General features: G+C 61.3%; 14 protein-coding genes. 10 read left to right on the top strand and 4 right to left on the bottom strand.

The genetic code is table 11. From position 1 onward, the window contains the following. Nucleotides 1-182 precede the first annotated feature (182 nt). Nucleotides 183-935: an SDR family oxidoreductase gene (locus AC04PH_RS12930; protein WP_483066230.1), complete on the bottom strand. Its 753-nt coding sequence runs from the start codon at nt 933-935 to the stop codon at nt 183-185. Between the two features lie 132 nt (nt 936-1,067). Between AC04PH_RS12930 and AC04PH_RS12925 the strand changes: the two genes are divergently transcribed. The 8 genes from AC04PH_RS12925 to lpxK all read left to right on the top strand — a co-directional run bounded on the left by AC04PH_RS12925 (nt 1,068) and on the right by lpxK (nt 9,488). Further along, entirely contained in the window at nt 1,068-2,555 is a 1,488-nt protein-coding gene (locus AC04PH_RS12925; RefSeq protein WP_483066229.1) for a DUF2125 domain-containing protein, read from the top strand. A 69-nt stretch (nt 2,556-2,624) separates the two neighbouring features. Next, nucleotides 2,625-4,139, top strand: coding sequence for a hypothetical protein (locus AC04PH_RS12920; protein WP_483066228.1), 1,515 nt, complete (start codon nt 2,625-2,627; stop codon nt 4,137-4,139). Between the two features lie 61 nt (nt 4,140-4,200). Beyond that, nucleotides 4,201-5,547, top strand: a complete 1,347-nt coding sequence (locus AC04PH_RS12915; protein WP_483066227.1) for a TldD/PmbA family protein — start codon at nt 4,201-4,203, stop codon at nt 5,545-5,547. After that, nucleotides 5,534-6,319 (top strand): 3'(2'),5'-bisphosphate nucleotidase CysQ, encoded by a 786-nt coding sequence (locus AC04PH_RS12910; RefSeq protein ID WP_483066226.1) that lies wholly within the window; start codon nt 5,534-5,536, stop codon nt 6,317-6,319. Before AC04PH_RS12915 ends, AC04PH_RS12910 begins: the two co-directional genes overlap by 14 nt. A gap of 70 nt (nt 6,320-6,389) precedes the next feature. Further along, entirely contained in the window at nt 6,390-6,992 is a 603-nt protein-coding gene (locus AC04PH_RS12905) for a hypothetical protein (protein ID WP_483066225.1), read from the top strand. A gap of 68 nt (nt 6,993-7,060) precedes the next feature. Then, nucleotides 7,061-7,306 (top strand): DUF4170 domain-containing protein, encoded by a 246-nt coding sequence (locus tag AC04PH_RS12900; RefSeq protein ID WP_483066224.1) that lies wholly within the window; start codon nt 7,061-7,063, stop codon nt 7,304-7,306. Between the two features lie 14 nt (nt 7,307-7,320). Further along, complete coding sequence (locus AC04PH_RS12895; RefSeq protein ID WP_483066223.1) at nt 7,321-8,496, top strand: 3-deoxy-D-manno-octulosonic acid transferase; 1,176 nt, start codon at nt 7,321-7,323, stop codon at nt 8,494-8,496. Between the two features lie 2 nt (nt 8,497-8,498). Further along, on the top strand, nt 8,499-9,488 hold the full coding sequence (gene lpxK, locus AC04PH_RS12890; RefSeq protein ID WP_483066222.1) for a tetraacyldisaccharide 4'-kinase: 990 nt from the start codon (nt 8,499-8,501) through the stop codon (nt 9,486-9,488). On the opposite strand, the gene AC04PH_RS12885 is transcribed toward lpxK, so the two are convergent. Together AC04PH_RS12885 and AC04PH_RS12880 are read right to left on the bottom strand one after the other, a co-directional pair. Continuing rightward, nucleotides 9,485-10,105: a DsbA family protein gene (locus tag AC04PH_RS12885; RefSeq protein ID WP_483066221.1), complete on the bottom strand. Its 621-nt coding sequence runs from the start codon at nt 10,103-10,105 to the stop codon at nt 9,485-9,487. The two genes, lpxK and AC04PH_RS12885, sit on opposite strands and share 4 nt — an antisense overlap. Before the next feature lie 17 nt (nt 10,106-10,122). Then, on the bottom strand, nt 10,123-10,635 hold the full coding sequence (locus tag AC04PH_RS12880; RefSeq protein WP_483066220.1) for a DUF721 domain-containing protein: 513 nt from the start codon (nt 10,633-10,635) through the stop codon (nt 10,123-10,125). Between the two features lie 120 nt (nt 10,636-10,755). Here AC04PH_RS12880 and AC04PH_RS12875 point away from each other — a divergent pair, with 120 nt between their 5' ends. Continuing rightward, nucleotides 10,756-11,751: an A/G-specific adenine glycosylase gene (locus AC04PH_RS12875; protein ID WP_483066912.1), complete on the top strand. Its 996-nt coding sequence runs from the start codon at nt 10,756-10,758 to the stop codon at nt 11,749-11,751. A gap of 31 nt (nt 11,752-11,782) precedes the next feature. Beyond that, nucleotides 11,783-12,922: an alkane 1-monooxygenase gene (locus AC04PH_RS12870; RefSeq protein ID WP_483066219.1), complete on the top strand. Its 1,140-nt coding sequence runs from the start codon at nt 11,783-11,785 to the stop codon at nt 12,920-12,922. 3 nt (nt 12,923-12,925) lie between these two features. Here the strand turns inward: AC04PH_RS12870 and AC04PH_RS12865 are convergent, their stop codons facing one another. Next, complete coding sequence (locus AC04PH_RS12865) at nt 12,926-13,444, bottom strand: DUF4329 domain-containing protein (RefSeq protein WP_483066218.1); 519 nt, start codon at nt 13,442-13,444, stop codon at nt 12,926-12,928. Between the last annotated feature and the right edge of the window lie 10 nt (nt 13,445-13,454).

The raw sequence follows: 13,454 nt of genomic DNA, 5'->3' as shown, positions 1-13,454 counted from the left end.
CCCCGTATCATCATGTTGTATTGCCCGGCACCGCGCTTCGAAACAAGCGTTAACGAATCGCGATGATAGTCATGGCGTTTGCCTGCGCCGGATGCGCCGCGATTACGTCGGTGCCGTGGACCTGATTTCACCGAAAAGGGAGGCAGAACTTACCGCAGGCGGTCGTCAGGGCGTCGGGTCGATCAAACGAGGCCGATCTGGCGTCGGATGTCGTCGTCGCGCAGCGACACATCGTCGCCGAGATGCGCATCCGCATCGGGGCCACACATCCAGACCAGTGCCTTTGCCGGCCATTCGGGTGGGATATGATCCGACCAGTCCAGCTTGCTGACAGGATTGATGCCCGACGCCTTGATTTCCCGCTGCATCTGCGTGGCGACGGTGCCCGGTGAAAGACCCAGCACGCGCACGCCCTTGTCACGGTTCTCCTTATCCGCAACGCGGGTCAGCATGTATGCCCCTGCCTTGCTGCTGCAGTAAGCCGACCAGCCTTCGACCGGCCCATGCGCCGCGCCAGACGACACGGTGATGATCGTCCCGCGCCCTTGCGCGATCATGTCAGGCAGCACAATGCGCATTCCGTTGAATACGCCCTTGAGGTTCACGTCGACCAAACGGCCCCAGGCCGCGGGATCGAGCCCGGACAGATGCCCGATCGGATCGATGGTACCGGCATTCCCGATGTAGATGTCCAGACCGCCGAAATGAGCCTTGATCTGAGCAAGTGCATCGGACAGTTCGCCGAAGTCCGAAACGTCACAGGTGACCGCAAGAGCCTTGTCACCGATTTCGGCGGCAATGCGTGAAATATCGTCGGCGGATCGGGCGAGCAGTGCAACGTTCGCACCGGCTTGCGCAAATGCCCCGGCGGCAGCCGCCCCGATTCCGCGGCTGGCGCCGGTTATGGCGACGGTCTGTCCCGAAAGGTCGTGCATGAATGTGCATCCTTTGATGAAGTTCTGGGGCATTTCTGCCCGACTGGGGCGATAAGGTCCAGAAAACCCGACCTTGACCCTACTTGGCTGGCGGGGGATCGTAGCGCGGGTTTGAATCGAAAGGATAATGGAATGAATGGATTTCACACACTCAAGGGTGCAGTCAGCATCGTCGCTTTGATGACCGGCACGGCCGCCGTTGCCGATGTTACCGCGCAAGAGGTCTGGGCCAACTGGCAGGAAAGCCTCGCTGTCTATGGCGAAAACGGAGTGACGGTCGGATCGGAGGACATCGCGGACGGGACTGTCACGGTCACCGACATGACGCTTTCGATGAGTGACGAATACAGTTCGGTCGAAGCCAATCTCGGATCGCTCGTTTTCACGGAGAACGGCGACGGCACGGTCAGCGTGACGATGGATGAAAGCTACCCGATCACGCTCGACCTCGAAGGCACCCCCGTCGAAATGACCGTCTTCCAGAATGGCATGGACATGACCGTCAGCGGCGAGGCTGACAACATGACCTATGACCTGACCGTCGATAGCTACGGTATCCGGATCGACAGCATCGAGGACGTCGAGGGCGATATGGTTCTGACCGCAAACGGCGTTGCCGGCAGCTTTGGTTCGGCAGTGGAAGATGGTGGCAAGGAAACCGGTTATCGCATGAACGCCAACAGCATCGACCTGCTGGTCGACATCCAGGAGCCTGGTGGCGACGGCTATATCGTCGGCAGCGGCAAGATCAGCAACTTCGAGTCCCGCTTCGGGGCCTTCCTGCCCGACGGCATGGACTATGACGCGCCCGAAACGGCGTTTGTCGACGGTCTTGGGTTTGGCGGCGGATACGAATTTGCCTCCGCAAGCTACCTCTTCGATTTCAATGTCGACGGCGAACAGGCCGCAGGCACCGTCACGATGGGCGAGGGCGGATTGCGCGCGTCGCTTGAAAGCTCCGAAGTGTCCTACCGTGTCGGGACCAAGGACATCGACGTGGCGATCCAGTCGAACCAGCTGCCGTTCCCGATCAGCGTGTCGGCGACGGAATACGGTGTCGGGTTCTACATGCCGCTGGAAGCGACCGACGAGCCTGCGGAATTCGGGGCCAATGTTGTGTTGTCGGACTTTGCCGTCAATGACGAAATCTGGATGATGGCGGATCCAAGCGGCACACTGCCGCGCGATCCCGCTACGATCCAGTTTGATCTGGTCGGCACGGCAAAGTTGTTCTTCGACCTGCTCGATCCCGAGCAGATGGAGGCCGCGGCCCGCAGCGATATTCCCGGAGAGCTGAACTCCCTGACGCTTGAAACGCTGAAGATCGCCGCAATCGGCGCGATGATCGAGGGCAACGGAGCCTTTACCTTTGACAACAGCGATCTTGAGACGTTCGACGGTCTGCCCCGCCCGATGGGCGAGGTGAACCTGTCCATCAATGGAGCCAACGCGGTGATCGACAATCTGGTCGGCATGGGATTGCTGCCCGAAGATCAGGCGATGATGGGGCGTATGATGATGGGTATGTTCGCACGGTCCGTCGGCGACGATCAGCTTGAATCGAAACTTGAGATCAATGAGCAGGGTCACGTTCTGGCCAATGGCCAGCGCCTGCAGTAAGATCATGTCGAAACAGGGGCGGACAGGTCAGCCTGTCCGCCTTTTTTATTTCCAAAACAGGGGTTTGCCATGCTGCGCCGTTATCTTTTGAGTTCCACATTCATCGCCGCCTTTGCGGTGCCCGCGCTTGCGGATGTCACCAGTGCCGACGTTTGGGCCAACACGCAGGCGTTTTATGCCGCGACCGGCGGAACCCTGACCGGCGATCTGTCCACCAGCGGTGACACCACGACGGTCGACAACGGACAGATCACATACAATCTTCCGATGGGTGTCGGTTCGTTCACGCTGACCCTGCCGTCGATTCAGATGACCGACGCAGGCGATGGCTCTGTAACGCTCGACGATATCGGCGACTATGACATGACGATCACCGCCAACATCGCGGGCGAGGCACCGGTATCGGCCACGCTGAACGTCGCACAGGACGGATTTTCCGGCACCGTCACCGGCACACCCGACGAAATGGTCTATGACTACCGCGCCGGCGCGTTCACCGTGACGCTGTCCGATCTGGCGTTTGACGGCGCTGACGAGGTTTCCGTCAAGATGATGGCGTCGGGCGAGGGCTACACCGCCACATCGACCGTGACTATGGGCGAGCTTGTCAATTATGTCGGCACCTCGACAGTCGCGCCGCTGACGGTGGATTACGACATTTCCACGCCCGATGGATTTTCCATCACCTCGACCGCGGCCTACGGGACAAGCATCACCGAGTTCGAAACGGCGCTGGTGCCCGGCGGTACGGATATTCTGAACCTGACACCAGCACTGAAAGCGGGCATGTTGCTGGCCTACAGCACCGAGACCGAAAGCACTGTCAGTCAGAACACCTCGGTCATCGACGGTCAGGTGCTGTCCGATCAGCTTTCGAGCGCGGGCCCGACCAATGCCAGCGTTTCGATCTCAGACGCCGGGCTCGATCTGCATGTCGATGCAATCAACCTTGTGCTGGCCATCACGCAGGCCGACCTCATGCCATTCCCGATCGAGATCGAAATGGCCGGGCTTGAAGCAGGTTATGCGTTCCCGCTGGTTGCCAGCCCTGACCCGCAGGAGTTCTCGTTCGACATGGTCTTCGACGGCTTGACGATCAGTGACCAGATCTGGTCGCTATTCGACCCGGGCCAGGAATTGCCCCGCGATCCGGCAAACTTTGCGCTCAACATGGAAGGCACCACGATCACGGAAGTCGATCTGTTCGACGTGATGGCGCTTGAAAGCAAATTTGACCGCCCCATGCCGCCCTTCAGCCTCGAGTCGCTCAATGTCAGCACGCTGGCGATCTCCGCCATCGGTGCGACGCTGGACGGATCGTCGCAACTCACGTTCGACAACACTGATCTTGCTACCTACGACGGCGTGCCCCGGCCCGAAGGCGACGCATTCGTCGCTGTTTCGGGCGCCAACGCCCTGTTGGACCGTCTGGTCGCGATTGGTCTGCTGAGCGAAGACGACGCGACAGGGGCGCGGATGGGTATGGGCTTCTTTGCCCGGTCCACCGGCGACGACAGCTTCGAGACAAGCGTGGAATTCAACGAAGAAGGCCACATGAGCGTCAACGGTCAGCGTATCCGCTGACACCCGGGCTTGAGATAGGGCGTGCGGTAGCCTACCTGATGGTCACATCAAAGGACACCGCATGACCCCATCGCTTTCAGACCTGACACACAGCATGATCGACCTCGCCCAACGGGCCGGGGCCGACAGCGCCGACGCGATTGCGGTAGATGGCACATCGGTGTCGATCGACGTGCGCGGCGGCGCTCTTGAACATGCCGAACGGTCCGAGGGAATCGACATCGGGGTCCGGGTCTTTGTCGGGCAGCGCAGTGCGATTGTTTCGGCATCCGACGCGCGCGAGACGACACTGCGCACGATGGCGGAGCGGGCTGTCACGATGGCTCGCGAAGCACCGTCCGATCCCTATGCCGGTCTGGCCGATCCCGCACAACTGGCGCAGGATACCGACTGTTCGCAGCTTGATATGTTCGATCCGGCATCGGAACCTGACCCCGCGGCATTGCAAGAGGCCGCACGCAATGCCGAGGCCACGGCTTTGGCGCATCCGGGCGTGACACAGGTACAATCTGCCTCTGCCGGATATGGGCGGCGGCGGATACATCTTACCGCCAGCAACGGATTTTCCGGCGGCTATATGCGCACCGACAACAGTTTGTCCTGCGTTGCGATTGCGGGCAGCGGCGCCGGAATGGAACGCGACTACGACTTTGACAGTCGCATCTACCGCGCGGACCTGCGGACACCGGAAGACGTCGGTCGGCTTGCCGCCGAACGGGCCGCTGCCCGCCATGGCGCGCGCAAGCCCAAGACCGGCAGCTATCCGGTGCTTTACGATGAACGGATTGCGTCCAGCCTGATCGGTCACCTGGTCGCCGCGATCAACGGCCGCGCCATCGCGCGCGGTGCCAGCTGGTTGCGCGACGATCTGGAAAGCGCGATCCTGCCGGACGGCATATCGCTGATCGAGGATCCTCGCCGCCCGCGTGCCTTTTCCTCGCGGATGTTCGATGCAGAGGGCTTGCCGACCGCACGCCGCGCCATCGTCGAATCGGGTGTGCTGAAGCACTGGACGCTCGATCTTTCGACCGGGCGCAAGCTGGGCATGGACAGTACCGCAAGCGCCGTGCGCGGCACCTCCTCCGGACCCAATCCCAGCCTGACCAACCTTGCCTTGACCCAGGGCGACAAATCCCGGGCGGAGCTTCTTGCAGACATGGGGACCGGACTGCTGATCACGTCTCTGATCGGATCGACCGTGAACCCCAATACCGGCGATTATTCACGCGGCGCGTCCGGTTTCTGGGTCGAAAACGGGGAAATCGCCTATCCGGTGAACGAATGCACCGTGGCAGGCAACCTGCGTGAGATGCTGATGCGGATTACCCCCGCGAACGACGCCCGTCCGTATCTCAGCAAAGTCGTCCCGTCGCTGCTGGTCGAAGGGCTCACCCTTGCCGGAGACTGACCTCGCGCTGCTGATCCGCGCGGCCCGGTCGGCGGGCGAGATTGCCATGCGGCATTTCGGAGCGACCCCACGCGTCTGGGACAAACCCGACGATGCCGGACCCGTAACCGAAGCCGATCTTGCCGTGAACGCACAATTGGCCGCTGACTTGCAAGTCGCACGCCCGAACTATGGCTGGTTATCGGAAGAAAGCGATGACGACGCCCGGCGACTGACCGCAGAACGGCTGTTCATCGTCGACCCGATCGACGGCACGCGGGCCTTTATCCAGAAATCCAAGGACTGGGCGCATGCGCTGGCCGTCGTCCGCGGCGGCGAGGTCATGGCGGGGGTGGTGTATCTCCCGCTGAGGGATCTGATGTTCGCTGCGACCAAAGGTGAAGGTGCCACGCTGAACGGCAACCCGATCCAGGTTTCTCACACCACCGAATTGAAGAATGCGACAGTGCTTGCCAACAAATGGAACCTTGACGCAAAGCACTGGTCTGGCGGTGCGGTTCCGCCGGTGGACCGCCACTTCAGATCGTCGCTCGCGTTTCGCCTGTGTCTCGTCGCGCAGGGCCGCTTTGACAGCATGCTGACGCTGCGCCCGACGTGGGAGTGGGACGTCGCCGCGGGCGCGCTGATCGTGACGGAGGCCGGCGGGACGGTGACCACGCGTGATGGCGCATCGCCCGTTTTCAACAATCGCCACCCAAAACTGAACGGACTTGTCGCCGCAGGCGGCATCCACACCTCTTTGCAGCGTGCCCTGGCTGCTGATATTGCATAGCACGCCGGTAACCACTTCTTTTCGATGACGAACGGGCGCTGCAAGCCTGCTGCCATCGAAAGGAAAACTTATGCGATTTTCAGCCATCTTCCTGTTGCTTTGCCTTGGGACGGCAGCCTGTGGGCCTACCTTGCGTACGACGGATCAGATTTACACGCCACCGCCGCCACCGCCACGCGACAGCTTTACCCGGCGCGAGGCAGATCGGGTCGGGTTGCTCAACGACTTTGCCACCCTGCAGGAAACCGACAGCCGCGATCTGCCGTTTCGTAGCCAGCTGTCCTATGACGGGCTTCTCAACACGACGCTGGGGCCACGACAGGACGTGATCGGCGATGTGCGTGTCGATGTGGATCTTTCTCGCGACACCATCCGCGGACAGGCCGACAACTTTGTCGACCGGTTCAACCGTAATGTCGACGGCGAGCTTGAGTTGTTTCGCGGCACGTTCGACGACTGGCCGGGTTCCGGGCAGAACCAGGCCGTCGCCGGACTGCGCGGAACACTGACGGATCGTTTCAATCGCGATTATGCCGTCAGCGGGCAGGTGCAGGGCGATGTGCTGGGTCGCAACGCGCAAGCCTTCGAGGCGACTGTGACCGGGTCGGTCAAGGTAAACGGCGGTGCACAGGAACCCATCAAGGGCGGTATCGTGGCGGAACGGGTGCGCTGACAGCAGCCTTGAGGCGCGGATGCAGGCGGCATAGTGTGTGGCAAATCACCTGACCCAAGGAATCTGATATGACACAGCGCCTGCACCTCGTCTTTGGCGGAGAGCTTGTTGACCCGACGAAGAATGCGTTCAAGGACGTCGACGCCATTGATATCGTCGGCATGTTTCCGGACTACAACAGCGCCTACAATGCATGGAAAGGTGCCGCCCAGCGCACGGTAGACAATGCGCATACGCGCTACTTCATCGCGCATATTCACCGCTTGCGTGACGAAAAAACCGCTGCATCCCCGACCGAAGAGCTGGGAACCTAGGGAAAGCACGCCCCATGGCGCGGTCCCTGCCGCTGTCGGCATATCTGGCCCTGCGCGGGTCGGAAAAGACCGCCCCTGACAGTCTGCCAAAGCTAAAGCGCCCGGACGGTATCGTCATCTGGGCGGTCTGCAGCGGGCCGGACATGGTGCGCAAGGCGCAAAGTCTCGAGTTGGCGATCCGTGCGGAAGGCGACCCTGTCACCATCGTCTGCAGTGGCCCGTCCGGCTCCGTGTCGACACCGACCGGGCGCGCCGGCGTCGGAGCGATGCTCGACCATTTCCGGCCGGTGATGGTGATCGGATTGGGCGACATGCCCGACCCCTTGATTCTTTCGGCGGTCAAAGATGCGGGCCTTCCGATCCTGCTTATGGAGATCGGACCGGACGCCACCCTCGCCCCGACGCGCCCCTGGATCCCTGGGCTGGGCAAAGCGGTTCTGGCGCTGTGCGACAGGATCATCACGACGTCGCAAGAGGCTGCGGTTGCAGTCCTGCAAGCTGGCGCCGCTGACGACATTGTCGTGACGGTTGGCGAGATCGATTCACCGCCGCCCATCCTGCCGTATGACGAGGACGAGCGCGCGGAATTTGCCCGGATCCTGAACACGAGGCCGGTCTGGCTGGCGGCAGAAACCGGGCCTGAAGAGTGCGAATTGCTGGCGGCAGCGCATCGGCAGGCCTGTCGCCGGTCCCATCGGCTACTGCTGATCGTTGCCCTGCGCGACGCGACTCACACGACAGCGATGACCGATAGCTTGCGCTCCGAAGGGTTCACCGTCTCTGACCGTGTCGCTGGTGATCAAGTGGGCGACGCCACGCAGATACTCGTCGTACCCGGCGGTGAGGACCTGGGCCTGTGGTATCGAGTGGCTCCGATCACGTATCTGGGGCTGACATTGCGAGACGGGCCGGGACGGCACCCGTACGAACCTGCATCGCTCGGTTCTGCAGTGCTTTATGGGCCGCAGGTGGCCGAACACGTCAGCGCGATTACACAGCTTGACGCCGCTGGCGCATGTCTGGCCGTGCAATCTGCCGATACGCTGGGCGTCGCAGTGGAACAACTGCTCTCTGCCGACAAAGCCGCGCAAATGGCGCATGCGGCGTGGGACGTGACTACGCGCGGGGCGGACGTCACGCAGCGCATAGCGGATCTTATCGTGCGACGCCTGGACCAGGACGGAGGATAACCATGCGCCCACCGCGATTCTGGTCCAACCCGGTCGCGTCGCCCGGCTGGCAGGCGCATCTGCTTGCCCCGGTGGCCGCGCTCTATGGCAAGACAACGGCGTGGCGCGTCGGCAAACCGCCGTCCTATCGCAGTGCAGTGCCTGTCATTTGCATCGGGAATATCAATATCGGTGGGACCGGCAAAACGCCGACAGCCATTGCACTGGCCCAGCACCTTTCTGACGGGGGCTATAACCCTCATTTCGTTACACGCGGATATGGTGGCAGCTTGGCGGGGCCCGTCCAAGTCGATGACCGCAGGCACAGCGCCGCGGAAACCGGCGACGAACCCCTGCTCTTGTCGAGCTTCGCACCGACCTGGGTTGCCAAGGATCGCGCTGCAGGGGTAATGATGGCAGAGGCGGCGGGGGCTGACATCATCGTGCTGGACGACGGATTTCAGAACCCTGCGGTAGCCAAGGATGTGTCGATCGTCGTAGTCGATGCCGAGCGCGGGTTCGGCAACGGCAGGGTGATACCCGCGGGACCACTGCGCGAGCCTGTCGCGGCAGGTCTACGCCGGGCCGAAATCGTATTGTCGATCGGGGATAACGCGGCGCAAAAACAGTTCGCAAACGCCTGGCCAACGACAATCTCACGGATCACCGGCGCGCTTGTTCCGCTCGAAACCGGGATGCCATGGCGCGGGATGCGCGTGTTGGCCTTTGCCGGAATCGGCCATCCAGAAAAATTCTTTGCGACGTTACGCGAGCTTGGGGTCGAGCTGATCCATGCAGAGGCATTGAGCGACCATCAGCCGCTGACACCGGCGCTGATGAGACGTCTTGAGGCCGAGGCACGCGCCCGCAACGCGCAACTGGTGACCACCGAGAAAGACGCTGTCCGCCTGCCCGAAGGATTTCGTGCCAAGGTGATTACCGTGCCGGTTCGATTGAAGGTCGATAGCTGGGGGCCGGTCGATACGGCTCTCCAGCAGATTGCGGCGCGTTAGGCGCCCAGCTTATCATCCAGAATAGACTGCATTTCCGCATAGGCCATGTTGGAATATTTCTGACCGTCGATCAGGAAGCTGGGTGTCGAAGAGATATCGTCCCGCTCTGCATTGGCGCGATACCAGTCCACAAGGTTCTGGGCCATTTCGCCGTCCGCCATGCAAGCGTCGAGCGTCTCGCCGTCCAGCCCCGCCATGAGGCCGATCTTGCGCAGCTCGTCAGCGATCTTGGCGGGATCACCGGATGCGGTCCATTCACGTTGTTTTTCGTAAATCAGGTCCGTGATGCCAAAGAATTTCGCGTCACCGCCGCACCGCGCGATCATCGACGCCCAAAGCCCGAACCGGTCGAAATAGACTTCGCGATAGACGAACCGCACCTTCCCGCTGTCGATGTAGTCCACCTTGAGTTGCGGATAGACGTCGGCGTGAAAACGGGCGCAGTGCGGGCAGGTGTAGGAGGCGTATTCGATCAATTCTACCGGCGCGTCAGCGTCGCCCAGAACCATGTCGGCGATCCCGAATTCATTGTCCGCGGCCTGTGCCAGCGTCAGCCGGGGTGCGGTGCCCAGCGTAAATGCGGCAGCGCCGGTGAGGAGAAGAGTTCTGCGATCCATAAAGATACCTTTTGATTTCACGAGTTGTTTTTCGACAGCACATGCGCACCCAATCGCGCAAGTGCCGCTTTGAGTTCGGGGCTGGTCACACTTTCGGCGAGCGCCGCAGAGGCAGCCTGAGCCTTTGCGTTCGGCCTTGTTTCAGGTTTTGGGGCCGCCGCGAAAGCGACCCGCCCTTCGGCAAACCCGACCGGGGCGGTTTGCGTAATGCGGATCCGGGCGATGGCGCGGTAACCGTAGCAGGCATTCACTTTGTCGCAGATTTTCTGCTTTTCCATTTCGATCATGGGCGCGTTTGCCCCCGTCGTCAGTACGGTCAACGTAGCACTCATACCGCCGCGCCCATAGCTGACGTTGACCGGTGTGGCGACACCGGCCGTCCGCTCGCCCACGATCTCGGCCCAGTGGGTCAAGAGCCGCGTGACGGCAAAGCCGCGGCTTTCGCTGGCCTTGCGAATCCGCGATTGCATCAGGCCGGAAGCCTGCGAAAACCCATGGGTCGTCGAGTTGCGATGGCGTGTCTGTTTCATCATCCCTATCTATTGTAAGCCGCGCCTGCCGCCAAGCCAGACCGATTTGGAAAGGAAACATAAACAGTGCGTGATCTCGCTCATGATCTGCTCGACTGGTACGACCGGCACGCGCGCGTTATGCCGTGGCGAGTCGCACCGGCGGATCGTGCCGAAGGCGTAGTGCCCGATCCCTATTTCATCTGGATGTCAGAGGTGATGCTGCAACAGACGACGGTCGCGGCGGTCCGGGATTATTTTCGGAAATTCACAGCACGCTGGCCCACGGTCACGGCATTGGCCGCAGCCGAAGACGCCGATGTCATGGCCGCATGGGCCGGTCTGGGCTATTATGCCCGGGCGCGCAATCTGTTGAAATGCGCCCGCGTCGTCGTTTCGGACCACGGCGGACGGTTCCCAGACGATTACGATACGTTGCTGAGCCTGCCGGGAATCGGCCCCTATACCGCCGCCGCGATCTCCGCGATTGCCTTTGACACGCCTGCGACGGTTCTCGATGGCAACGTCGAGCGCGTGATGGCGCGGTTGCACGATGTGCGCACGCCCTTGCCTGCAGCAAAGCCTACGCTCATGGCGCTTGCCGCTGATCTGACACCCAACCGACGACCCGGTGACTATGCGCAGGCCGTGATGGACCTTGGCGCCACGATCTGCACGCCAAAATCTCCCGCCTGCGGTATCTGTCCTTGGCGCGAGCCTTGTCAGGCCCGGATCGCTGGTTCCGCAACGGAGTTGCCGAAGAAAACACCGAAGAAGAAAGTCCCGGTGCGCCGCGGATTTGTCTATGTCGCGCGGACCACTGCCGGGGAATGGCTTCTGGAAACACGTCCCGCGTCGGGCCTTTTGGGCGGGATGCTCGCCTTTCCGACGTCGGAATGGTCGGACGAACCCGCCCCCGACCCTCCGGTCGATGCGACATGGACCGAGACCGGGCTCGAGGCGCGACACACCTTCACCCACTTCCATCTGCGGCTTGCCGTGCTGACGACGACCCTGCCCGTGACCTCGAAACCGCATCGGGGGGGCTTCGTGCCATCATCCACATTTGACCCTTCATCACTCCCGACAGCCATGCGCAAGGTCTATGACCTTGTTGCGACGCTACGCCACGATTGAGCGGTAAGCACGAAATGTGTATCTTTCGTCCATGACAGCGATCCCTGCCCCGAAACTTAGGAAATTCACTGCGGCGCTTCCGTTCTGGATGACGCTGGGCCTTGTGCCTGTCGCCTGGATTGCGGCCGTTTACGGTGGGCTGGCGTTGCTGCTTCTGCCGATTGCGACCTGGTATCTATTTTCGGTCCTTGATTTCTTTACCGGGCTGAATACCGACAACGCCGACCCGCAAACCCCCGACGACGATCTGCGCTGGTATCGCGCAATCACCCTCATCTGGGCGCCGGTCCAGATCGTCACGGTGTTCGGAATTATGTGGTATGTCGTGCAAACCGAGCATCTGCACTGGATCGAGGAGTGGCTGCTGTTCGCAGGTCTAGGCATTATTTCGGGCACCGTGGGGATCAACTACAGCCACGAGCTGATGCACCAGAAACCGAAGGTCGAACGCTGGCTGGCCGATATTCTTTTGGCTTCGGTGCTCTATTCGCACTTCAGGTCGGAACACCTGCTGGTCCATCATCGCTATGTCGCGACGCCCAAAGACCCTGTAACTGCGCGTTACAACGAACATTTCTGGCGGTTCTTTCCGCGTGTTCTGCGGCAATGCTGGCTTTCAGCTTTCACTGCAGAGAAAGCGATGCTCGCGCGCAAGGGCAAACCCTGTACCGATTTGAAAAACCCGTTCTTCCGGTATTGGGCGCTGCAGGCCGTGTTTCTGCTGCTGTCAGTCCTGATCGGCGGGTGGTGGGGGCTGTTTCTGTTCGGTGTGCAGGCGTTTTCCGCGATCTTCCAACTGGAACTGGTCAACTACATCGAACACTATGGCCTGACCCGCAAACATCTGGGCGACGGGAAATACGAACACGTCCTGCCGCGCCATTCCTGGAACGCCGCGCAGAAGGCATCGAACTGGCTCCTGATCAACCTGCAGCGCCATTCGGATCACCACTACAAGCCTGACCGCCGCTTTCCACTTTTGCAGACCTACAGCGACGACGAAGCGCCGCAGTTGCCCTATGGTTATCCGGTCATGACGATGGTGGCGCTGTCACCGCGCCATTGGCGGCGCGTGATGAACCCGCGCGTGCAGGCGTGGCGAGAAAGATACTATCCCGAGATCACCGACTGGCAGCCCTACAAGACCGGGACGAACCCGCTGCCGCGCTGAGTGCTATTCGCTCTCGATCGCCAGCAGTTCCTCGTACCGGTAGCTGACGGCGATATTGCCATCCAGACCGGCGACGAAGTTCGGGTCTTGTGGCAGGCATCCGACGCCGCACAACTGGCTTGCGACCATATCGCTGCTGTCGATGTACCACAGACGCCCACCCGGCGTAGCGACATAGCCGTCGATACCCTCAGCCTCGTCGCCTTCCATGTCACCGGCTGACGGGAACTCTGCCGGCGTGTCATATTCAAATGCCCCGTGTGTGTGGAACGACGCGATGGTGATCTCATTCGGGCCTTCTTCTGGCCCGGTGCAAGAGCTTTCGTCGCCTGCGTGGATGGCGGAAATCTTCATCGCGCCATCTGAACCGATCAGGATATAGCCGCAAAATTCGCGGTTCTCGGCAAAAGATCGCGATTGCAGTTGGGCCAGCGTGTCCCGTGCAAGCTGCGCCTCGGCGGTGCTTTGCGCGGTGGCCGGTGTGGCAAGAAGCAGAAGCACTGGAATGAACAAATTTCTCATGCCGAAAGCC

The organism is Yoonia sp. KMU-150, from assembly GCF_056858355.1.
Note: the sequence above shows the minus strand (reverse complement) of the source record. Positions and strands in the feature narration are given on the sequence as shown.